Origin of the sequence: Methanomethylovorans sp. PtaU1.Bin093, from assembly GCF_002067275.1 — an archaeon.
Classification (GTDB): Archaea; Halobacteriota; Methanosarcinia; order Methanosarcinales; family Methanosarcinaceae; genus Methanomethylovorans.
The window spans coordinates 1-24581 of the sequence record NZ_MVQX01000036.1; the positions used below are offsets into that span (position 1 = coordinate 1).

Consider the following 24581-nt stretch of genomic DNA (forward strand, 5'->3'; position numbering starts at 1 on the left):
TGAGAGAAGTAAGGCCGGTGTCTTGCACCGCAATTTCCCGGCCTTTGCGACCTGAACGAAGTTACTTCAGCTTCCCTCTGAACTTCTCACAGCTGTTGATCTTAATATCAAGCAGCTTTTCGATGTTCATCTTTGCAGCAATTCCCTTGGGGCTGCCTGCAACGGATGTTATGACACCGATACCGAGCTCTTCCCTCAGTTCCCTCATGACGTACTCGTCGGACAGGTCCATTGTGGAAACGCCCAGTTTCTTGGCCACATAGTTCTTGGCATCATTAAGCCTCATGTTCTTGGCGAACTCCATTCTCGCCACAAGGTCACCAGCTGCTCTGATACCGCTCATACCGGAGGTCATTATGTGAGTGATCGGCATACCCATCGGGTCGCCGACCCCTATCTATATACCATCCACGCCAGCAATTTCCACCATGGCCTTGCTGGCCCTGGAAACTGCATCAATGGTCGGGGTCTCGAGCATCGGGATACCGCCCACACCCATACCCATGTTCACATGACAGGGTATTGGTGATGCCTTAACAGCCGCTTTCACGAAAGTGACTGCTCTTGCCAGGTTCCATGCTGAGGATTTGCTGGTGTTGGTGTTAACCACAGGTCCGAACACGTTGGCACCTGCCTTTGCTGCCAGAGGAGCCTGCTGGTGTGGCCACAGACCTGCGAGTGTAGTGTTATCGTACTGCAGCTCACCGTGCATACCCAGCACAAGCTCGCCTGCCATACCCACTTCAATGTACATGTTAGGATACTGTTTCCTCAAGGCTTCCACGGCCCTCAGGGTTGCGAACATGTCACCATCGCCGGCTGCACCGGTAGTGTCAAAGTTAACACCGTCAGCGCCTGCGAACATCATCTTCTGCATGATCCAGATCATGTCCCTGGTCAGGTGGTCAGCAGCGTGCTCCATGGATTTCTGGGCTTCAGTGATCTTGAATGCCTTCATCAGGTCACCGGGGTTCTCGAAGGGACCGTCCGGAGTGTAGTACAGGCCCATGTTAGGCATAGCACCGTAGAACAGAGGTACTACCATGTTCTGCTGGCACACTTCCATTGCCTGCTGTTCCTGTGCGATGACAGGCTTCACTGGCTTGAAACTGTAGTCGATATGACCGAGTTCCATGGTGTCTGCGCCCATGGCCCTCTCGTGCACCATACACCCTGCAAGCCTGCTTGTGGGGATACCCACACCGCTGTTACCCTGGTCGCCATCAAGCCTGATAGTGCCTATGTCGTGGGTCACAGGTACTTCTTTACCTGGCTCCACACCTACCATCCTGGAAGGCATCATCAGGATCTCGGCCAGCTTGTCCAGCTCATTGCCGCTCAGTGCCGGAACACTTCCCAGGTCTGCAGCATCTGCTGTACCTGCTTCCAGATCGGCTCTGATCTGTTCCTTAGTAAGGAAGATCCTCTTGCCGTCTCCCATCCTTAAAGCGTATTGTGTCATTTCGCTCACCTTTACAACAGAAGCTCTTTTGCCTTTGCAACGGCTTCGCTTGCGTTCTCTGCATAACAGTCAGCGCCTATCTTGTCAGCCCAGTTCTGGGTTGCAGGTGCACCGCCTACCATGACCTTGATCTTGTCTCTCATGCCCTGTTCCTTGAGCATCTCGATGACATCTTTCTGGCCTGCCAGTGTGGTGGTCATAAGAGCGGAAAGGCCGATCATCTGGGCGTTGGTCTCCTTGGCCTTGTCAATGAAGTTCTGCAGAGGTACGTCCCTGCCGATGTCGTGGACTTCAAAACCTGCAGACTGCAGCATGGTGGATACGATGGACTTGCCAATGTCGTGCACGTCACCTTCAACCGTACCGTTGACGATAACTCCCAGTTTCTTGGAAGCTGCTCCCTTGGGCATGTCGGCTTCAAGAACCTTGACGCCTTCCTGCATAGCGCCTGCAGCCATCATTACATGGGGTAAGAACAGTTTACCTCTCTCGAACATAACGCCCACTTCGTTCATACCTGCTGCAAGACCTTTCTCTATGATCTCAGCAGGGGCGATACCCTGGCCTTTTGCCTTGTTAACAGCAGCGACCACGACATCCTTTTTACAGGAAATGATCGCATCTGCGAGTTCCTTGAACATTTCTTCTTTGCTCATATTTATACCTCTTTTTTAATGTTTGTTCCCTCTTTTGCTAAATCGGAGAGAGGGTATCCCGCACATAATCTATATATACTGCAATAAATAGCAGTACATAAGCTTAATCTGAATTCACAGTACACTACCCTGATATTTTTGCTATAAAATAAAAAGTGAAAGCTATTAGGGTTAAAATCATGTTAATGATGTAGACCTATAGCTTTCATGTACTGTAGATATCCTGTTCGATCTTAGAACTTTGATACGAAGGTCCTGGCTTGCCACAAAGCCAACAGAGCTACTATCAAGATCACTACCATCCAAAGGACATCTGCGGCAGGGAGATATGAATTTACCCAGTATCCATTGTAGAATTCCATTGCGGCTGCGGTTTGTACCATTTAAATTCCTCCTCAGACATATACAAGACACACATTAGATGCCCTTACCTTCCCGAAATCCGTGATCGCATATTTGTGAAGAAGGAAACCCTTTTTGTAGATCCCTTCATCATCGACTTTGCTCTCGATACCTTTTAGCATACCTCCTGAAGCCAGTTCTATGAGATCGAAGTTTATCGAATCTCTATAGAAGTCTCCAGTGAGGTTGTATTCCTTCTGTATCTTCTGTACGATCTCATAATTCCAGTGAGGTTGTTCATCACTGAACAATTCCAGCATTCTGAACTTTATCGGAAGATTTCCGGCCATTTCACTCACCTCTCAGAGATTCGAGACCGCTGGTGTCTTCAGAGAACATAGTGAAACTGCCTGCAAGACAGAATGCACCTCCCAGCAACAGGGTCCATGAAGGAATATCCCCGAAGAATAGGATTATAAAGACCACAGCGAAAAGTCCGTAGAGGTTCCCTATGCCCTGTCCTCTTCCAACTCCTATGAGCGGGAAAGATTTGTACCAGGTAACATAGCAAAAACCGAATGTTATGCCTGCAAATATAAGTACCATCATTGTGAGTGGTTCAAATGCAAGCAGAGCGTATTTTACCATTGGGAATCCGGCAATAGCAAGCAATGGTACTGCAATTATCCACCAGATGATATTTTCTCCCAGGAAACGCAGGGTAAGTCCAACGTCCGGTTCTGCAACATCCAGACCTTTTCCGGCTATGGCACCTTCAATACCCCAGCCGACCGCTGCCATCAAGCCACCCATATATCCGATCCAGGGAACATTACCAGTACCCAGTTCCGAAAGCAATCCACCACCAAAGATCACAAAACCACCAATGATGATAAAGAAGATTCCAGTTGCTGCCCGCTTGCTGATCTTTTCACCATACCACTGGGATGCGAGTATGGAACCCACTACAGGATACATCAACGCTGCAACAGCCGCAAAAGCGCCACCTACAAAACCCATTGCAATGAACGAACCTAGAATAGCTACAGGTCCACCGAATATAGAGGCCAAAAAGAACCATTTTGAACAGGGTTTGAATTGCTTTAAAGTCCTTTTCATCTCACCGAACTTACCGAGGACACCATTCCATACCATAAGTGCAAGTATAACAGTCAAAGCATTGAATGCCGTGATCAACACAGCGGTTATGATCAAAGCCATACTATCGCCGCTTCCAGCAGCGATCTCACCATACATTTCATCAAAAGGATTTAGTACCCATACTACTGTACCGGGAAGATACCACAGGCCCCAGAGCACAGCACAGAAAAGAGCCCACATATACCCATATCTAACTCGTCTTTTATGTTCGAGTTTTCTTAAATCTTGCAGATCCATATTTTTCCTCCTTCTTTTACTGGCAGATTTATCCGCCAGACTTCATATTGAGATCAGGTCCAATTACTCTCATCACAGCTCAGAACCGTATGATGAAAGCATGATTTTGATACCATTCCCCTTTTCTTCGTGTATCTACTTCAACCACCCATAGTTGAAGGAGTCGGGGTGTATGGAGAGTACACCCCTCATTTGGATTTAGACCCCGATCTAAAGGGGTTAGAACAAAGCCTTAAGCTTCGTTACTGCGTCTGCTGCATTTTCGGCGTAGATGTCTGCACCGATCTTATTTGCCCAGTCCTGAGTAACAGGTGCGCCACCGACCATTGTCTTGACGCCAGCACGCACGCCTGCTTCTTTGAGCTGTTCTTCTACATGCATCTGGTTGACCATTGTGGTAGTCATCAGAGCAGAGGTTGCAACTACGTTTGGCTTAAGCTCGGCTGCTTTACTGACTATTTCTTTAACTGCGATATCCCTTCCAAGGTCTATAACCTTGAAGCCTGCTATCTTGAGCATGGTTGCCACAATGTCCTTACCTATGGTGTGGATATCACCCTCGATGGTACAAATCATGACTGAACCTTTGTTTTTAGCCTCGGATCCCAGTTTTTCCAGTGCAGGTGTCAGTACTTTCACACCAGCGCTCATTGCTTCAGATGCTGCAATGACGTGTGGCAGGAACAATGTACCTGCACCGAACTGGTCGCCTACTTCTGTCATTGCGGCAGTGAAACCGTCCTGAATGAGCTCTGCCGGATTGATCCCTGCTTTAAGGGCTTCATTAGCTACTTCCTCAGCTGCCTCTTCATCGAAGTCAAGGATCGCTGCCTTTGCTTTTGCAATAATTTCTGCTTTTGTTGCCATTGATAATCCTCCATTTAAATTCTTATGAAATCACAGGCTGTCCCTGAATGCCTTATCTGCCTTGTCTACGATGGCCTTCATGTCCTTCAGCAGATCTGCATCTATTGGTGTGACCTCGTGGTTCTTCATCACATCGACTACCTTTTCGTGAGCTACTGTTGCCAGGTCCTTTGAACCTGCTGCTGCCCAGTCTCCAAACATCAGCCTGTTGATCAGTGATGGGTTGGATGGGAGATCGATGTTCTTCCTTGTGGTCTTGTGTGCAAGGAAGTTGTTTCCAATTCCTACCTGCTGGATAGCTTCCACCGCAAGCGTCTCCTCAGATACTGGAATACCCTGCATTGCCTTCTTTGTCATGGAGATCATATCGTTGTCAAAGACAAGCTGTTCCATTGAGAAGGTCATACCAAGCTCGAGCATACCTGCACCATACAGGGTGTTTGCACCGGACAGGGCTGGCAACAACGTTGTCATGGTCTTCTCGTGACCTGCCTGACCGTCTGGGATCTTGGCATCGGACTACGAACCAGCCACGTATGTGGGCAGACCGTAGTATTGTCCCAGTTTTGCTACTCCAGCACTGATAAGTCCAAGCTCTGGGGAACCTACTGGTGCTGTACCTTTCTTCAGGTCGAATGTGGTTGTAGAACTACCGTACCATACAGGGGCTCCTGGTTGAGTGAGTTGGGCCAGTACGATACCTGAAAGAACCTCTGCGTTGTGAGTTACCAGTGTGCCTGCAAGATGAACAGGGGATGAACCGCCAGCCATTGCCATGCTCAGTACGTTAACAGGCATGCCAAACTTTGCACCCTTCATGATGACCTGACATGCATTGGAGCTGAGCTCAAGTGGGCTTGTTGGACAAACCAGCATTGAGAAAAGAGGCTTCTTGCGGAATTCCTCGTCATCTCCACCATAGTATGCCTGTACGATATCTCTGTAATATTCTACATGTTCACCGACGGGGTCTATGTGGTGGAAGTGCTTTGTGGTGTTCATCAGAGGAGTAAGTGTCTCGTGAACATCCTGCATACCCTTGCCTGCCCAATCCCTGGCGGAAACTGCAAGTGAGTAATAGTCTATGTTCTCTGCCCAGTCCACAAGTTTTGCAGTTGCTGCAACATCAGCTTCTGTGGAGTCAACTGTTTCGTACTTTCCTGGTGCTTTGTAGTTGCACATCTTGACACCAGTACCGAAACATGTCCAGTGGACCTTACCTTTATGTTCCTGTACTACTTTTTTCTTAGGGTCGCGTCCATATAGTGCGAACCTGGATGGACAGTCCAGAAGTGCCCTGTTAACGACATATTCAGGGATCTTGACAACCTGTGTCTTCTCATCTACCTGACATCCGGCTTTCTTGAAAACAGCCCTTGCATCAGCATCTGATACCTGGATACCGGGGTTCATAAACACATCCATAGTGGCGTAGTGAAGTGCTCTCAGATCTTCGCTGGAGAACAATTCTAACTTCACACCGTCAAGGATATCCCTGCCTGGGTAATAGTGGTTTACCATATTCTTTCCTCCTTACTTCAGTCATGCATGCCAAATGTTGAGTATCTGTACGTGCAGATGTCTGGCTTGCATTGATCCTTACTCATGGCACTTCTCTTCTTGTATATATATTTTCCTCTGAATTGTGTTATTTATAGTTTTTGATGTGAACCAGATTAACTGCTATATTTAAAGATTGTGGATAAGAGAAGGAGAATTGCACACGTATAAAATGTATAAAAAAAGAGATGTATCCTTTATGGGTATTAATGTTCCTAAGAAGATACATTCAATGGAAATGTACAACTATAAATAGATGCCGCTTGATACTTTACTAAATTCTTTGTTTATAGAGAGATCAAAGAGAAATGCCTTTAATAAAAAAGCCTTCGTACATTGTTTCTTGTGTCCCCCCCACAAAAAAGGAGTTAATAATTTCGAAAGACATCCTCGATTTTTTGAGAGAGCTGCGACTTCCTATGCGCAGGGAACTATATGCCTTATATAAATATAGTGGCTGCCTTATATAAATATGGTGTCCGTTCTCTATTCAATAAGCCACACTATATGAGGAATCTAATTCACACAGGTTCCTCAAAGGATAATCTGGATATTCCGATCAGAGCTTCTCTGCCGTCCCATTTTCCCACAAAGAACTTAGTATCGGCAGATATAAATTTATGATCTTTCTTCATAAGAGGCACATAACATCTTGAAGAATTACCTGAAATGAGCCCCTCTATATCAATGCTCTCAAGCACTTCCTTTTCTTTACCAGGAGGGAACAGTTCCAGAAAATCCATTTTATCCAGGTCTTTTTTGGAATACTGTAGATATTTCTGCAAAGCATGGTTAGTATGGATGACCAAGCCACCCATATCCATTATAAATATCAGGTCATCCATAGTATCAAAAAGATCTTGCAGCCCATTATGATTTTTCTTGACCAGTTTTCCCTCTCTGAAACGGGTTACGATCACTCCTAACTGACCCGCAATCGTATCGATAACATTTCTGGAATTGGCAGGTATCTCCAGTTCCCTATGTGAACCGAGCATTATTGCAGCAACAAGCTTGTCATTATAGTGCACTGGAATGAAACCCATTGCCTGTAAACCTTCATAATCAAGATCTTCCTTGATCATGGCACTTATCTCAGAGAAATGCTTGTACACGGGATAGCCAGTAGTGAAAAGTTTTGCTTGAATGGTATTAGGATCAAAATGGCTGATGTTATCCGCGAACTTTTCTGACAGACCCCTATAAGCCATAAGCTCAAAATAGCCTTGTGAACCATCCACTAAGTATATAGCTCCGCAGTCTACAGCTTTGATCTGGAGAACAAAATCCAGTGTCTTTTCAAACATATCCTGTAAATTGTCTCCTGAACTGGGTACACCATCAAAATCAGATTCAATTTGGACAAAATTATTTGCTTGTTTGCGTTCGGTGATATCAACTATTATTCCCTGCAGGAAATCAATATCCCCATGTTGATCATGGTGAATAAGCGTTCTTTCATCCACCCACCTCACCTCACCTGACTTCGTAAGGATCCTGTATTCCTGGCTGAAATCGGAATATCCTTCTTTATAACATCTAGCTACCTCTTCACGCACTTTTTTGAGGTCTGCGGGATGGATAATGTCACCATATATCATTTTACCTGAAAGGAAATCTGCTACCGAATAGCCAAAATGTTCGATGTTCTTTGAAACAAATTTAACTGGCCAATCCTTTTCAGGACCCCACATAAAGACAACTGCAGGGCTATCATTTATCACTGATTCCAGTACCTTAAGTATCCTGCGGGTCTCGAGGATTTCCTCATCGGCAAGCTTACGCTGTATAAGCTTCCACATTCCATCAAAAAGCAGCGTGATCTGTCTTACATCGGAACTGTCATATTCTTCGGACTTATTGACCACGGTGGCAACAGCAACTACCTGATCTCCATCCATCACCGGTATGTTGATATAGCGATTAATCTTACCCTCAAGATCAGGGTTTATTCCTTTGATCTGTTCAGGCCCTAATGGACGGTTATTAACTATGGGTTCTCTTTCTCTAATTGCTTCTCCCCACATACCTGCAGAACTTACAGGATCAGTCCGAGGTTTTCCCTCATGGTCTGTTTTCTGAACTGGCCATTCATATATTTCAAGGATGTTATCATCCTCTTTTAGCAGACCAAGGTAACCTCTCTCACTATGTGTTAGCCTTACAGCTTTTTCTATTGCAAATTCAGCTATCTCCGAAACAGATGAATTGCCCCTCTGATGCAACTCAAGAAGTGCTTCCAGACGTGCCTCATTCAGGTGTATCTTTTCTTCAGTTCTTTGGAACTCAGTTAGGTCCTGGATTAATCCAAGTCCTCCAATCAAGGAACCATCTTCAGATATTATAGGAGAAAATTCTGCTTTTATAACAGATCTCTTTCCCTTTGGGGAAGTATATTCACCTTCATACTGACCCGACTCACCCAAAAAAACAAGATCAATAGCAGCTTTTAATGGTCCCTCTTCCATATATTTAAGTAGATTGATACCCAATATCTTATTTTTTGGCTCCGATATAATTTTTGCACATACTGCATTGCAGTTAATAATTTTGTTGTTCTCATCGAAACAAAGGATACCCAGAGGAGCGCGTTCAAAAATGAGGCGGTATTTTCGCTCTAAATCTTTCAAAGTATTTTCTGCTTTCTCTTTTTCGGTATTGTCAATGATTATTCCCTGATAACGTGCGATATTCCCTTCATTATCCCTCTTTAAGAGAGACCTTTCAGTTACATACTTCACTTCCCCGGATCTGGCAACTATCCTGTAAACAAGAGTAAAGTAAGAGATATTGCCCTTTTGAACCAGTTTTTTGACCTCTGAGTTTATCTTTATATAATCTTCCGGATGAACAATATCAGCATAATCAATTTTTCCAGACATTAGTTCTTCAGGAGTATATCCTAATTGCGTAACGTTTTCTGAGACCCATTCAACTGGCCATCTTTCATCCACCTTCCAAATGAAAGATATCACAGGACTTACTTTGTGAAGTGCTTCAAGCTTTTTTAGTGTATCAGGGTCCTCTGGCAGATAAAAATCAGCACGTTTCTTTTCATATTCAGAAACTGTTGTAATTTTGGGAATTATCGTCACCTCTGAGGACCAATATATTTACCGAATGTTGCATGAAATAATAATTCATATAAGCTTTATTAATGGAAATAGTTCTGCTGTTATTTAAGAAACTAGAAAATTCATATTTAAAGGTATTCGTGAGAATACAATTAACCATAAATATAGTTTTTGTATTTACAAGGTGTACAGACAGCTCCAAAAACAAAGATTGACAAAGAACCATTATCAGTACCTCTCCTTTTCTGTGGAATTGAAAATGCTTTTAAAGCATGCCATCAAAAAATATAAATATAGGGATATTTAGCATGTTCTATTTCAAATTAGTAAAAAAGACTGGTCAACTGTATGTTGAATCACTGAAATGGGAAAATATATATAGTAAATATGGACTATGCTTTTCATACACTAGCAGAGTGAGTGTGAAGTTCACATATCTGCCATAAAATATAATGAGGTTCTGATGACTTTAATGTCCATAATTGCCTGCAGGATCTTTGAGGATGAGATCGTGCACCTCATCAAGAACGACTCTCAGATCACCAGCATTATAGTTGTGGACAGCTTGGATGCTGTAGGTATCATCAGGAAACTATCTGAAAATGCTATAGATCATATAGTTTGTTCACCAAATCAAATAGGGGATCTGATACGCAGTGAACAAGATACAAATTATTGTCTCCTTGTGAATATCCTTGGTTTTTCCCTTGATGCATCTCCTCAATTACTTAAAGAGAGCGTGTACAAAGAGATCAGCATCATGTCCGAGTATGCCGACACTATCCTGATATTCTATGGTTTATGTGGGAATGTACTGGGCAATCTAAACAGAGACTTTGCACATCTTTCTTGTCCTGTGCACATTCTAAGAGAAGAAGACGGAGAGATAATCGATGATTGCATAGGTGCTTCCCTGGGGGGAAGGGAACCTTATCTCAGAGCTCTAAAAGAAACTGGTGGAGAAGGCGTATATTTCCTTACGCCCATGGGAGCAGCTTTCTGGAAGGAAATGGCTGTAATTGCCCGTCTTACCAACGACCCTGATAACACTGTTATGACCAAGATCGTTTTCGATTATGCAGGATACAAGAATGTAGGTAAGATCAATACCGGCCTTGTTTACGAGGAGAGCTTTGATGCGAAGGTGGAAGAGTTTGCTCAAGCCTTTGATTTCCGAATAGTTGACATGCAAGGCACTGTGAAGATCGCAGAACAGTCATATCAGCGGGCAAAGGATTCTATAACAAAAAAGAGGGCAGACCTTAATGAAACTTAGTCTGGGAATAGATGCCGGAGGAACATATACTGATGCGGTTCTTCTTAACAGTGATGATGGCAGGGTCTTACAGGCAAACAAAGCATTGACAACATACCCCGACTTGATCTTTGGAATACGTGACGCTTTGGACGGTCTTGATCAAAAGCTACTTGCTGATGTGAGGTTGGTCTGTGTTTCAACAACTCTTGCAACAAACACGATCCTTGAAAATACGGGCTATCCGGTAGGTCTCATACTGATAGGAAAAACGGGTATACCCGCTGATAGGAAAATAGAGTACAGCATCCAAGTAAGAGGAGGGCACAACAGTGCTGGCAATGAAGTTGAGCCCCTGGATATCCAGCCAGTAGAGGATTTTATCCTGAAAGTAAAGAACAAGGTCTCGGCTTTTGCTGTATCTTCCTATTTTAGTGTCCGTAATCCTGAACATGAGTTGCAGGTAAAAGAAAGTGTTATGCAACTTACAGGCCTTCCGGTTGTATGTGGACACGAACTATCTCAGGATCTGGGAGTTTATGAGAGAGGTGTGACTGCTTATCTTAATGCACAGCTGATACCTCTCACTGATCAATTTATGCAAGCTGTAACTTCTGAGATCAAAAAGAGGAACATTGAAGCAAAACTAATGATGCTCAAATGTGACGGATCAATGGTGAGCATCGGGGAAGCGCTTAAAAAACCTATCCAATCCATTTTTTCGGGCCCTGCAGCTAGTTTACTGGGTGCTTCTCATCTTTCAGGTTTTGAAACCTGTGCAGTGGTCGATGTAGGTGGAACAAGCACTGACGTTTCTATGATGCACGAAGGTCTTCCTGAAATATCTGATCTAGGAGCAGTTGTAGGGAAGTGGCAGACAAAAGTAAAGGCTCTCAGAATGGAAACCTCCGCTGTCGGAGGAGATAGCCACGTATGGATACTTAACCATGAGATACATATCGGGCCGCGCAGGGTCATACCCTTATGTTTAGCTGCATTGAATTATCCAGAGATCAAGGAAAAACTGACGATGCAGCAAAATATCCTACGCAATCAAATAGGGGAAAATATACAACCAACGAAATTTTTCATGAGGAGCGGAAAGATACCTGATGACCTGAGCCCTGAAGAAAAGGACCTGTTCGACCGCCTCAGTAATGTACCCTATACGGCGAGTGACATCTACTGGAACGAAAATAGAATGCCAAGTCATATGACCATGGATATGCTCATACAGAAAAGGTTAGTAAGGACCATAGGCTTTACACCTACTGATGCTCTCCATGTTATGGGAGAATATCAAAAGTGGGATGCAGAAGCAGCACATATAGGCTCTGAAGTTTTGTCCAGGTTTGCAGGCATGGAAAAGATGGAACTATGTTCCCGGGTAAAGGAACAAGTAACAAGCAATATAGCCCTTAACCTTGCTGCTTTTTTGCTGGAGGATGTGGATAGGGAAGAAATAAATAAGATAATTAGTGGTAAGTTCTTTGCAGGCATCAAGGTCAAAATGCCAGTTGTATTGCTGGGAGGGCCTGTAACTGCTTACAGGGATGGTCTTGCCAAATATTTTGACTCTCTGATCGTTGTTCCGCAACATGCAGATGTGGGCAATGCAGTTGGAGCACTTGCAGCTAAAGGTATTAAAAGACTGGAAGTGCTTGTAAAAGCTTCTTTATCAGAATCAAAATATAATATTAAACCTAAATCTTATATTGTTTTCTATCCTGGTGGGAGAAAAGAATTTTCATCTTATGCGGAAGCATTATATAATGCAGAACGTATCGGTTCTGAACTTGTGATGGATTATATGTCATCATCCTATCTGGACCTTACTGAAGTAAAGATCAATATAAGCCGCAACGACATAAGTGTGGAAGAAGGCACCACACCTCTGGAAACAAGGCTGGGGTTCCTTGGTATAGGGCAGTAAAGGGTAAATAAAGGGTATTTAATGTGGGGATTTGAACACATCAAACTATAGAATTGTACGAGAGGGAAAAAATGCAATATAGTCTTGGAATTGATGCAGGTGGTACTTATACAGATGCAGTGATCATAAGGAACTCTGACAAGAAAGTTGTGGCTTCATACAAAGCCCTTACTACTTATCCTGAATTGCTTACAGGCATCGAGAACGCTATAGATGGCTTGGACCCTCAATACCTGAAAGACATAAAGCTCGTTTCAGTATCCACGACCTTAGCAACTAATACAATACTTGAGAGAACAGGCTATCCGGTAGGTCTTATCCTTGTGGGTAATTATCTGGTACCCCAAGACACGTCTGTCCAGGAATATGTGATGGTCAGAGGAGGACATACTGCTACCGGAGCTGAAGCAGAGGCTCTTGATATAGAGGCAGTGACAGAATTTGTGAACAGGGTGAAGGATAATGTATCCGCTTTTGCAGTTTCTTCATATTTTAGTGTGCGTAACCCTGAACATGAATTGCAGATAAAGGATTACATAATAAAAGCAACAGGGATGCCTGTGGTATGCGGACATGAGCTATCGCAGGACCTGGGAGCCTATGACAGAGGTATTACAGCTTACCTTAACGCCCAGCTCATACCCATTGCCCGGCAGTTCATCGATGCAATAGTATCTGATATTGAGAGGAGAGGCATCAACGCAAAGCTCATGATGCTCAAATGTGATGGTTCTTTAATAAACATCAAAGAAGCCATCCAGAAACCTATAGAGTCCATTTTTACAGGTCCTGCAGCAAGCCTTGTAGGAGCTTCCTTCCTGTCCGAGAGAGATACTTGTGCAGTGATAGATGTGGGCGGTACAAGTACTGATGTTTCTCTCTTGTATAAAGGACTGCCCGAGCTCTGTGAAGATGGTGCTAAAGTAGGTGGCTGGAATACTAAAGTTAAAGCTATCCGGATGGAAACATCTGCCATGGGTGGGGATAGTCACGTATGGGTAAAGAACAGGAATATAAACATCGGGCCACGCAGGGTAATACCTCTGTGCGTGGCAGCTGTTCAGTATCCGGGTTTCAAGGAAACACTGAAAATGGGACGCACTCCTGCACGTGTGGAGCTCGGAGAGAACGTGCAGCCGACCAAGTTCTTCGTACTTACAGGAAAAGAGCCGGTAAAGATCAGTTCGTATGAAGAGGAGATCCTTCGTACAATAGGTAAGGAACCAGTATCAATAAGCGATATCTATTGGAGGTTCGGTCGTCCTGTGTCAGTAGAACATCTGGATTATCTCATTCAGAAAAGGCTTGTACAGGCCATTGGGTTCACACCCACGGATGCACTGCATATATTGGACGAGTATAATGAATGGGACAAGGAAGCTTCAGTTATAGGCGCAACCATTATGTCAAGGCTTGTACAAATGAGCGAGCAGGAACTTGCTGAGCACATTAAAAGAGAAGTTGCCTACAATATGGCCTTGAACCTGATGTCCTATATGCTCAAAGGAGTTGAAGGCAAAGAGATAGAAAAAATACTCAGAGGCGAGTTCTTCTCTAAGTTCAGGCTCTCAGTGCCTGTTGTACTGCTTGGAGGACCGGTGAAGGCTTATGTGGAGCAGATGCAGAGCATCATCGATGCAGAGATAATATTGCCACCTTTTGCAGAAGTTGGTAACGCTGTAGGCGCGTTAGTGGGACAGGGCGTCAAAAGGATACAAGTTCTCATAAAAGCTGTCTATAGGGAGAAGCAAAGGTTTTTCCTCGTGTTCACTCCCGGAGGATTTGAGGAGTTCTCAACTCATGGAGAAGCTCTTAAGTATGCTGAACATGTCGGAGAAAATCTGGTCATGGACTATATGAGAGAAGCCGACATGGACTGGAACGATGTGAGAATAGATATGTCCAGAGAAGATATTACTCTGCATGAAGGCAGTCCCGTCCCTGTTGAAACAAAACTTGTGTTCATGGGAGTGGGGACTCTGAAGGTCGGTAAGAATTCATGATCCTCTTTTTCATTTTTCATCCAGAGGCCATGACCGAAAAATATAAATAATAACTTAATCGATTACCTTTTACTAAATGGAAACCGGATCAGGTTGATCAAATGGACTCTAAATCCGTTCAGCCGGGTTAAATTCCCGGGGTTTCCGCCATTTATTACTTCTATTGCTATGTATTTTCTCTTTTTTGAACTTTTTTCTTGGTAGCTATGTTATTTTACTATTTAATAGCAAATAGTATAAATACAGCTTTTTTCTAGCGGAAAATATATCTAGTAGATTGTGAAACTTGAAAGTGAATTGCTCACAAACAAACAAAGCAGGTGAAATGAAATGATATTGAACGAACATAAGAACTGGATATTGCAGTACATAGGCTTATAGAAGATTCTTGAAAGATCGTAGCGTATAAAGGAGCTGAAAGCATGAAAAAAAAATTATTGGAATCCTTGCTTAAAGATACCGATATGTGGGTATCAAGAACCGGATTGCTGCATAGCATACGGGATTTAAATGTATCTCAACGTTCTGTTCATATAGTTACTAGTTGTGGAGAGACCTTCGATATAAGAAATTCAAGGTCCAGTCGCTCGGCACGAGCTCTAAGACTTCGAAAATTCAAAAAACCCTGCAAAATGTGCCGGGTTTCTGATCTGAAGATCAATGAATTCCTACAGAAGACATCCAAAGATATTAGAACAAAGCATGTAAGAGTAACTGAAATTTCATCTAATTCTATAAATATACCTACTCCGGTACATGCTGAAAAACCTGTAGTTCCACTTTCTCATATTCCTCATAGCCAACCTCAAAAAGTACCCTCGATGCATGTCAAGGAAAAAACGGAAAACAAGGTTGAAAGAAAAATTACGAACCTGCCTAAGAAACCTGTAGTTTCCGGCTCAAAATCAAAGGATGCAGGTTTCACACAGAGCCAGAAGGACAGGATAGTATCATTGCTGGGACCGGACGAGATGATATCTTTCTCTAAGGAAAAGCGTTCATTTCAGCAGCTTGAGGCCGAACTGATAAACAAAAGGAAAGATGACCTGCGTAAAGTGTATGAGGACAGCAGGGAAAACCTCCTTGGAAAACTTGAACGTCAGATCACCGAATTCTTTGTGGAAAGGGGTTTCATGGAGATAAAATCTCCCATTCTGATACCCTTTGAATACATGGAAAGGATGGGAGTTGGTGAAGATACAAAACTTTCCCAGCAGATCTTCCGGGTGGATGAGAGCATGTGCCTGCGTCCCATGCTTGCACCAGGTCTTTACAATTACCTCTACAAGTTCGATAACATCCTTCCTGACCCTATACGTATATTCGAGATCGGACCCTGTTACAGAAAAGAATCTGATGGTAAGAGCCACCTTGAAGAGTTCACAATGCTCAATTTCTGCCAGATGGGTTCAAAATGTACGAGAGAAACCCTGATCCTTCTTATTGAAGATCTCCTGGATTCCCTGAACATAGAGCATGAGATCGTTGCTGACAACTGCATGGTATATGGTGAAACCATAGACGTGCTCCACAAGGACATGGAACTCTCCTCTGCAGTTGTAGGACCAATTCCTCAGGACAGGGACTGGGGTATAAACAAGCCCTGGATAGGTGCTGGGTTCGGCCTGGAAAGACTGCTCAAGGTCACACATAATTTCAAGACCATAAAAAGAGCAGCTCGTTGTGAGAACTACTACAATGGCATCAGTACGAACCTGTGAGGCGATCCCAATGTTTACTAATATGGACAAAAACGACCTTGATGCATATGCACAAAGGATCATAAATGGAATGCAACTATCTGAAGATAACCTTCGGGAAATCCTTTTGATAGCGGACAGTACCGAACTTGAAAAGCTTCATTATGTTGCAAGGAAAGTCAGAGATCACTACTTTGGGAACAAGGTTTTCCTATACAGTTTCGTGTACTTTTCCACATACTGTAAGAACAGATGTGCATTCTGCTACTACAACACAATGAACAAGATCAACAGGTACAGGCTGGGATTCGAAGATATTCGCAATGTGTGCAGAAAGCTTAAAGGAGAACAGATCCACATGGTGGACCTTACTATGGGAGAAGACCCTTACTTCCATGAAAACCCCAGCCAGTTTGCCAAGGTAATAGACATAGTAAAGGAAGAACTCGATCTTCCAGTCATGATCTCACCTGGGGTGCTGGATGATGATGCGCTGACAATGCTGCGTGAGCATGGAGCTAACTTCCTTGCCCTGTATCAGGAAACTTACGATAAGGAACTTTATAGGAACCTCAGGGTTGGACAATCCTTCTCAGAACGCATCCATGCCCGTCAGTTCGCCCAGCAGATAGGCTACTGTGTAGAGGACGGGCTGCTCACAGGTGTGGGTAATGATGTCGGATCCACCATAATTTCTCTGAGAGGCATGGCAAGAGAGAATCCTCAGATGGTCCGGGTGATGACCTTCATCCCTCAGGAAGGAACACCTCTGGAGAAAGAAGTGCAGGAGTCCAACCTGTCGGAACTCAAGATAATATCAGTGTTAAGGTTGATGTTCCCGGACAGATTGATACCGGCTTCTCTGGACGTGGAAGGCATTGAAGGCATGGTATATCGCCTTAATGCAGGTGCTAATGTGGTAACATCCATAATCCCCTCTGACTCTTCCCTTGAAGGAGTGGCAAACTATGACCGCAAACATGAAGAGAGGAAAAGAGACCCCAAGAGTGTAGTGGCAAAGCTCAGGAGTATGGGGATGGAGCCAGCTGCACAATCGGATTTCAACAAGATATTAGGAGTGGTGGCATGAAACAAATATGTTTGATCGGAGGTAAGCTGCAGGGTTTCGAAGTAGCATACCATGCCAGAAAAGCAGGCATTGGAGTTGTATTGGTAGACAGGAACAAAGATGCGTTCATAAAGGATCTGGTGGATACGTTCCATTGTTTTGACATTGTGGAACAACCTGAAAGGCTCATAGAGATATCAGCAACCGTCGATGCCATGATCCCTGTAAACGAAAATTTCGATACCATTGATTTCCTTGAGACCATAAAAGAAAAACTACAATGTCCATTGCTCTTTGATTTTGATGCATACAGAATAAGCCGGGATAAGAACACATCGAAGAAATACTTCAGGTCCATAGGTATTCCAACCCCTACAGATAAACCCACACATCCGCCATATTTCATAAAACCCTCCTGCATGAGCAGCAGCATAGGCACAGCCATAATCTATGACGATGAAGGTCTGAAGGGTCTTGATCCCACCATGCTCATCGAAGAATACGTGGAAGGTGACGTGCTGTCTCTTGAAGTCGTAGGGGACGGCGAACATTTTGCAGTTGTAAAGGAAACAAAGGTCCATATTGATGATACATACGACTGCCATATGGTAACACCTGTCAGTCACAATCCTGAACTGAGGAGGATCACTTATGAACTTGCACGCGATCTCAAGCTCAAGGGTATCATGGACGTGGAAGCAATTGACAGCCCTCAGGGACTGAAAGTGCTGGAAATAGACGCCAGGTTCCCAAGCCAGACACCTACAGCTGTCTATCATTCATCAGGAATTAATCTTTTAGAACTCCTTATGCAGGCTTTTACAGAAGGTGTGCAGGAGATGGCCCAGGCACCTGAGGGAAATTATTGCATATATGAGCACCTTATCCTCAAGGATGGAAAGTTGTCACCCATAGGTGAGCACATTCTGTCAATGGGAAACAATTACAGGCCGATCCATGGATCGGAAGGCGTAGAGATATTCCAGCGTGATGGAGAATATAAGGCATTTACAGTTATAACTTGGGGCGAGGACCAGGAAAAAGCTGAGATGAACAGAAAAAGGGCACACGAAATGATACTTAGAATACCAGAACGGGAGATGGCATAATGGCATTGCTTACACCCGAAGACCTTGATAACCTCTCTGCTCAATTTGAAGAGAGCGAATCTACCATTGAAAGAGTTACAGGAAGCAAACTTACAGATATCTGCAAAGAACTCTATGGAAAAGACCTGGGATCGGAAAAGGTGGGCATAATACCCATAACCGCTGGTAATGGTATTATTAGTAATTTTACCTCTTCCTTACTTTTCATAGCTCAGCGCCTCGGGCTTGAAGGTTTCATTACTCAGCATACAGATGTGGCAGGATATTATGAGGCCATAAGGGATGGCGCAGATATACTATTGATGGCTGATGATCATCTTTTCATCGCTCATAATCTCAGGAATGGAAAATTGGTCACTAACCATGAAGCAACAGGTATAATCTATTCAGAGATAGCTTCCAGGTTCAAGGATGCAGCTTCAAGTGAGATCCTGGTCATAGGTCTTGGAAGAGTGGGATATGCAGGAGCTAAACATCTTGCTGAAAAAGGTTTCGATGTTTATGCCTGCGACCCTAACAGAGATTTTTTAGATAAGGCGGCTTATGAGCTTGGAATTAAGGAATACTGTAAAGAGGACCGCAAAAAGTTTTCAATGGTATTCGAAGCAACACCCAATGCCAATACAATAACTGAGGGAATGATCGCAGAGAGATGTCTGGTCTCAACGCCCGGAATACCCTGTGGATTGCCCCAGGAAGTAGGAAGAAAATACAGAGTTGACCTTGTCATGGAACCTCTCTTCATTGGGGTAACATCAATGCTGTATTCAGTAATTTGATCCTACTTCTTTTTTTCCCGGTCATTTACCATCTGATGCCTGTAGAGTGCGATCTCTATGGCTGTGCGCAGGTCATCTTCCTCAAAGGGTTTGAGGATATACCCGTAAGGTTCCGTCAATTTGGCTCTTTCTATTGTATCTCCATCCGAATATGCGGTCAGGTATATCACAGGTATGTTGAAACGTTTACGTATTTCTCCGGCGGCATTTATGCCATCTATTTCTCCTTTTAGCATTATATCCATGAGCACAAGGTCAGGAAGTATTCCTTCAGCTTTGCTGATAGCATCTTCGCCTGTTGAAGCCACTCCTGGGACTATATAACCTAATTTTTGTAATCTTTTCTTTATTTCAAGAGCAACTATGTTCTCATCTTCAACTACAAGTATTTTTACTCCCATCATCCTCACACCTTAACCTTACTTTTAAACTCCTTAAAACGTATCTTGAAAGATGTACCTTTATTGCTTTCAAGTTCAATAGTACCGTTTATCTGGTCAACAAGAGTTGTCACAAGTTGCAGGCCCAGAGAAGTAGTTTGCCTGAAATCAACATTTTCGGGGAATCCTATACCATCATCAGATATTTCAAGGATGAACTCATTTCCTTCAAGACCAAGAGTAACACTGACATTTCCTTCGGAAGTATGTGGAAATCCATGTTTGAGTGAATTGGATACCAGTTCGTTTATTATCATCCCCAGAGGTATGGCAGTGTCCATGCCCAGATAAGCGTTTTCTATTTTCGAGTTCAATTTAATGGATTTGGATTCCATAAAATAGGATTTCTTCAGGAAATTAAGCAAATTCTGGGTGTAATCTGCAAAATCAATAGTAGACATATCTCCGGATTGATACAGTTCCTCGTGGATCAATGCCATCGATCTTACACGGTTGCGGCTGTCCAGAAAAGCTTCGATTATCTCCTTGTCTTTGAAATTTTCTGCTTCAAGGAACAGCAGACTTGATATTACCTGCAGATTATTTTTAACTCTGTGATGGATCTCTTTTTTACGAATCTCCTCATTCTTTAAAAGAGCTTGTTGAGCCTTTTTGCGTTCAGTGATGTCCAGGATGATACCTTGGAGCAAAATATCCCCTGTTTCTCCCATCTCGATATAAGTTCTCTCATCAACCCATCTGACGTCCCCATACTTTGTGAATATTCTGTATTCCTGATTGAACTGATCAGAATGGTTATTTTTATGGTCCTCAATCAAGGGATGGAATCTTTCACGGTCATCCGGATGTAAAATGTCCACATACTTAGTGCGACCTGAAATGAAATCTTCAACAGTGTAACCTATCTGTGTGACGTTCTCGGATACAAATTCAACAGGCCAGTCTTTTTCCATCCTCCACTTGAATACGATGACAGGACTGCTATTAACAACCCTTTCCATTTCTTCTTTCATCTTGTTGGAATATTCAAGTTGCTCAGCATATTCCTTAAGAGCCTTCTCTGTGCGTTTACGTTCAGTGATATCACGGGCTATGGTCAGCACAGCTTTTTTGCCTTCGTACTTGATGAGACGGCTGCTGAGTTCTACGGGCAGTTTCTTACCACTTTTCGTTACATGTACTGTTTCGAAAATATTACTTTTTAGTTTACAGAGTTCCTTGATAAGTTCCAATAAATATTCACCCGTAAATGTACCATCTATATCTGTCTGTTTCATAAGAAGGAATTCATCATGTGTATAGCCCATTCTTTCACAGGCTAACTGGTTGACCTCAAGTATATTTCCTTCCATGTCATGGAGATATATTGCATCACTCGTACTGTCAAAAAGTGTCCTGAACTTCTTTTCGGATTCCCTTAATGCATTTTCAGCCTTCTTACGCTCAGTAGTGGCCTCGTCCAGGGACAAGCGCGTCTGTTCGATACCATTAGTGAGTATTCGCAGATCACCTTCTCCGTATACTCTAACAGACCTGGAGAAGTCATTGTTCTGGATAGCAGTAAGCACGCTATTAGAGTCTTCTACGATCCTATCCAGATATTCGGCGAAATTATCCAATGTGTCGCCTGCCTGCTTAAATTTACCCTTCAGTTCAAGTTGTATCCTTGTTTTAAGTTCTCCTTTAGAAAGAGCATTAGTAACTCTCATATTCTCCCGGATCGGAGCCGTCACAGCATCGAGTATTTCATTGAGGCCTTTAGGTATCTCCCTGAAGTCTACTCCTACGTCAGTATTCGCTCTTGCATCCAGTTTACCTTCTACAGCATCCCGTGAGATCAATTTAAAACTGGTGACGATGTTATTGATCGGTCTGGTTATGGACATTGCTATGAGATAAGCCACAAGTCCCATGAAGGCAATAGAGATGGCAGAGATTATGATGAGTTTGTTCCTAAGGGAAGCCACACCTGCAAGCATTTCATCTTTAGGCACTACGAGAATAAAAGAATAGTTTCCGGTCTTTACAGGCTCATAGAACATTATTGCATCTTTACCTGTAGCCGGATCCACTGTTTCGAAGTTACCACCTTTTCCTTTTTTTATGTTATCTGCAGCTTCAGATATTTCAGGTATGCCAAAATCATATAAAGTCTTTGAAGCTATCCATTCCTTGTGCACTGGATGAGACACCAGGATACCGGTGTTACCGGTCACAAAAGCATAGCCTGTATCGAATGCCTTCACATTTCCCACAACATCATCTATGTATTGCAAGGAAACATCCACCCCTCCTACACCCACGAAACTTCCATCCTTGATAATGGGGGAATCGAAACTGACCATGAAAATGCCCTGATAATAGTATGGTTCAGTGACAACATCTATCATGAATCTCTTGGGGATCTGATAGTAGTCCTGCTCTTCATAATATACAAGTGGTTCAAGACTGACATTGCCATTGATGTTATTCCAGTAAGGAACGAAACGTCCGGTTTCATCATGTCCATTAGTACCTGCATACTCAGCATCTTTACCGTCGAAAGCATTGGGTTCGTATCCGACATAGACACCTGTAAGTGAGGGATTTTTCAGCAGCAAGTTCCTGAGCATATCATTCACCTCATCTCTATCTGAAGACGAGTAAACTGCCATCGAGTTTGCAAGTGTTTTTGCAATTGCTTCGGATTTCTTCATATCACCATCGAACTGGTTGGCATAGTCCCTGGCCATCTCAATGGATTGCTGATAGGCCAATTTTTCCTGCTGAATGGTCACTGTGGTAATAATAACTCCTGTGGACACTGCCAACACCAGGAAAACCCCCACTACGATATAAAGGATCAATTTAAATTTTATGGATAGGTCGTTAAATCCCATCATTTTGCCCCTCTTCCGTTTTTTAAATCACTTTCATGGAACCTTCAACATAATGAAGGAACAAATCTTTTCCCCATTGCAGCGCACTCTCATCGAAGCTCAGAATATCTCTGTGGTCATACCTGCCTTGTTTATTAAAGATGCTTAAAAGCAGAAAAACATCAGTGACAACTATACCGGGAGGTATAGATCCATGCTGGTAAACGAATACATGTGCATTATCAATATTTTCCAATCGACCCTTTTGTTCCTGAAAATCTTCTTTTATTCTCTGCCACACAGATTCTGTTAGCAGAACTGAAATTTCAATACCCTTTGAGGCCATATCGCTAAACATTGATAGATAAGAGGGATGGAAAAAGGATAATACTGACATTATATGGCTAGATCTGGAAATTGAAGCCACATAACTTTCAGGCAACTCGAACATATCTTTTAGTTCAGGCTCTATAAGAGAAAAATCACCCAATTCTCCAAGCCTTCTGCAGAATTTCCGGGGAATCGCCTGTAGATCACGGCTTGCCCAATAATCTGTGTTCTTGTCCAGTATGTTCATAATATCTGAAACAGGCTTTGCATTTTCAGTTACAAGCCTTCCTATGGTGGATAACTTGTATTTTGTGTCCTCGAACACAAGCAGGTCCATTTCCTTGAGTTCTTTTACGGGAAGCATCATGGACCTCCAGGAAACTCCCATTTTAGTTTCTATCTCTTCGGAAGTTTTAGCCCCTTCTAAAAGCAAGAACATAAGTTCTTTACGTTTTTCTGAAAACCATATTGTTTCTGCCAGCGTTTCCATTTACCCACTCTCTGCATTATGTTCGTTCTGCTTTCACATAGGGGAAATATATTCTCTCAGATTTGCTCCTGTAATGCTCAATAAGTTCAGTTGCCCAGAGTAATGCACTCTCATCAAAACTAATTATATCCCTGTGATCATATCTTCCTTCAACATTTAAAAAACAAAGATACGTGAACCATCCTGTCACAGCTAATGATGGTAAAGGTACATTCTCATTGCACAGAAATAACTCAACATCACTGGAAGATAATATCTGTTTCATCTCTTTTGGATATTCGGACTTTAGTTTCAGGAATGCCACGTTTGTCATGAACAAGGAAAGAGAAACACCTTTATCTGCCAATTCTAAGTAAAGGGAAGGAGCCTGTGGATGTACATAAGATATGAAACAAGAGACTTTCTTGGACTTGAGTATGTTGTCTTTGAACTCTCTAGGAAGTTCGAACATACGATTAAGGTCAGGTTCTACCAACAAATAGTGGCCTAATTCGCCCAATCTGCTGAAAAGATGCTGAGGAAGAAAATCAAGATCCCTTGTTATCCAGAAGTCTTTGTTCTCTTCTATCACTCTCATTGTATCTAATAATGGCTCAATGTTCTCTACTATGAGTTCTCCTATTTCGGACAAACAGTAATCTTCGCCATTCTGGACTATGAGCTTCTTTTGCAAAAGTTTTTTTATCTGGGGCATGATAGAGCGAGAAGTCTCATTAAGAGAGGTCTTTATACGATCTATATCCCTCGGTCCTTCCTTTAATAAGAGAAGAATGTTCTTTCTCTTTTCCGAATACCAGACAATGTTGATCAATGAATATCTCATAGTAGTCTAAAACCCACTTTGTTGCCCTTGAGAACGTATCTTTCTAAGGCCCTATTAATACTTTGTGTAGAATGAACATCAATTAGTTCCGCATGCTTATGAAAAGTCAGATATGATCAGTCAATTCACATACCTATTGTAAGATCACATACCTTCTGTTTTTCATATAGTATATGTATGATCATATGCCTACAAGAAATCTCATTCTTTTCCACAAATCAAAAATAAGTGCATAATTCGCACTTCAGTGTAAAAACAGATTCAAATTATGCTATATACTGGCATGTTCCATCTGGGAATAGGAAGTTCAAAATGACTTCCTGAATATGAACTGTTCTCAAGGTAAACCATTAGCGTAGCATATGGAGGCATTGCTGAAAGGACAGGTACTTTAATAGGAGGAACTTAAATGGGAAAACAAGAAATTCTTGACAAACTCAGAGACACCATAGTTAAACAGGATATCAATGGC

17 protein-coding genes and 2 pseudogenes are annotated in these 24581 nt (G+C 42.9%); 7 read left to right on the plus strand and 12 right to left on the minus strand.

Features of this window, described 5'->3' with window-relative positions; genetic code table 11:
* Window positions 1-61: 61 nt before the first annotated feature.
* From mtbB to A4E24_RS03925, 8 genes and pseudogenes are all read right to left on the minus strand, one after another.
* A pseudogene (gene mtbB / locus A4E24_RS03890) lies at window positions 62-1462 on the minus strand ([dimethylamine--corrinoid protein] Co-methyltransferase).
* A gap of 11 nt (window positions 1463-1473) precedes the next feature.
* Window positions 1474-2118 (minus strand): dimethylamine corrinoid protein MtbC, encoded by a 645-nt coding sequence (gene mtbC / locus A4E24_RS03895; RefSeq protein WP_292351851.1) that lies wholly within the window; start codon window positions 2116-2118, stop codon window positions 1474-1476.
* A gap of 233 nt (window positions 2119-2351) precedes the next feature.
* Window positions 2352-2501, minus strand: coding sequence for a hypothetical protein (locus A4E24_RS03900; RefSeq protein WP_292351853.1), 150 nt, complete (start codon window positions 2499-2501; stop codon window positions 2352-2354).
* A gap of 12 nt (window positions 2502-2513) precedes the next feature.
* Complete coding sequence (locus tag A4E24_RS03905) at window positions 2514-2810, minus strand: hypothetical protein (RefSeq protein WP_292351855.1); 297 nt, start codon at window positions 2808-2810, stop codon at window positions 2514-2516.
* A 1-nt stretch (window position 2811) separates the two neighbouring features.
* Window positions 2812-3858, minus strand: coding sequence for a hypothetical protein (locus tag A4E24_RS03910; protein WP_292351857.1), 1047 nt, complete (start codon window positions 3856-3858; stop codon window positions 2812-2814).
* A 219-nt stretch (window positions 3859-4077) separates the two neighbouring features.
* Window positions 4078-4725: a methyltransferase cognate corrinoid protein gene (locus tag A4E24_RS03915; RefSeq protein WP_292351858.1), complete on the minus strand. Its 648-nt coding sequence runs from the start codon at window positions 4723-4725 to the stop codon at window positions 4078-4080.
* 30 nt (window positions 4726-4755) lie between these two features.
* Window positions 4756-6246: pseudogene (mttB, locus tag A4E24_RS03920) on the minus strand ([trimethylamine--corrinoid protein] Co-methyltransferase).
* A gap of 560 nt (window positions 6247-6806) precedes the next feature.
* Window positions 6807-9380, minus strand: coding sequence for a PAS domain S-box protein (locus tag A4E24_RS03925; RefSeq protein ID WP_292351859.1), 2574 nt, complete (start codon window positions 9378-9380; stop codon window positions 6807-6809).
* 442 nt (window positions 9381-9822) lie between these two features.
* Here A4E24_RS03925 and A4E24_RS03930 point away from each other — a divergent pair, with 442 nt between their 5' ends.
* The 7 genes from A4E24_RS03930 to pylD all read left to right on the plus strand — a co-directional run bounded on the left by A4E24_RS03930 (window position 9823) and on the right by pylD (window position 19207).
* A complete protein-coding gene (locus tag A4E24_RS03930; protein WP_292351861.1) occupies window positions 9823-10635 on the plus strand; it encodes a DUF1638 domain-containing protein in 813 nt (270 codons plus the stop codon).
* Window positions 10625-12547, plus strand: a complete 1923-nt coding sequence (locus A4E24_RS03935; protein ID WP_292351863.1) for a hydantoinase/oxoprolinase family protein — start codon at window positions 10625-10627, stop codon at window positions 12545-12547. Before A4E24_RS03930 ends, A4E24_RS03935 begins: the two co-directional genes overlap by 11 nt.
* Before the next feature lie 71 nt (window positions 12548-12618).
* Window positions 12619-14550 carry a hydantoinase/oxoprolinase family protein gene (locus A4E24_RS03940; protein ID WP_292351864.1) on the plus strand — a complete coding sequence of 644 codons (1932 nt, stop codon included), beginning with the start codon at window positions 12619-12621 and terminating at the stop codon, window positions 14548-14550.
* A 422-nt stretch (window positions 14551-14972) separates the two neighbouring features.
* Complete coding sequence (gene pylS, locus A4E24_RS03945; protein WP_292351866.1) at window positions 14973-16271, plus strand: pyrrolysine--tRNA(Pyl) ligase; 1299 nt, start codon at window positions 14973-14975, stop codon at window positions 16269-16271.
* 10 nt (window positions 16272-16281) lie between these two features.
* Entirely contained in the window at window positions 16282-17340 is a 1059-nt protein-coding gene (gene pylB, locus A4E24_RS03950; protein WP_394334455.1) for a methylornithine synthase PylB, read from the plus strand.
* Complete coding sequence (gene pylC, locus A4E24_RS03955; RefSeq protein ID WP_292351870.1) at window positions 17337-18428, plus strand: 3-methylornithine--L-lysine ligase PylC; 1092 nt, start codon at window positions 17337-17339, stop codon at window positions 18426-18428. The genes pylB and pylC overlap by 4 nt, the downstream gene beginning before the upstream one ends.
* Window positions 18428-19207, plus strand: a complete 780-nt coding sequence (pylD, locus tag A4E24_RS03960) for a 3-methylornithyl-N6-L-lysine dehydrogenase PylD (RefSeq protein ID WP_292351872.1) — start codon at window positions 18428-18430, stop codon at window positions 19205-19207. Before pylC ends, pylD begins: the two co-directional genes overlap by 1 nt.
* A gap of 2 nt (window positions 19208-19209) precedes the next feature.
* On the opposite strand, the gene A4E24_RS03965 is transcribed toward pylD, so the two are convergent.
* From A4E24_RS03965 to A4E24_RS03980, 4 genes are read right to left on the minus strand one after another with little or no spacing between them, the layout of a single operon-like run.
* Window positions 19210-19611, minus strand: a complete 402-nt coding sequence (locus tag A4E24_RS03965; RefSeq protein ID WP_292351874.1) for a response regulator — start codon at window positions 19609-19611, stop codon at window positions 19210-19212.
* Window positions 19612-19613: 2 nt separating this feature from the next.
* Entirely contained in the window at window positions 19614-22487 is a 2874-nt protein-coding gene (locus A4E24_RS03970) for a PAS domain S-box protein (protein WP_292351879.1), read from the minus strand.
* Between the two features lie 22 nt (window positions 22488-22509).
* Complete coding sequence (locus tag A4E24_RS03975) at window positions 22510-23286, minus strand: winged helix-turn-helix domain-containing protein (RefSeq protein ID WP_292351875.1); 777 nt, start codon at window positions 23284-23286, stop codon at window positions 22510-22512.
* 16 nt (window positions 23287-23302) lie between these two features.
* Window positions 23303-24097, minus strand: a complete 795-nt coding sequence (locus A4E24_RS03980; RefSeq protein ID WP_367121149.1) for a helix-turn-helix transcriptional regulator — start codon at window positions 24095-24097, stop codon at window positions 23303-23305.
* Between the last annotated feature and the right edge of the window lie 484 nt (window positions 24098-24581).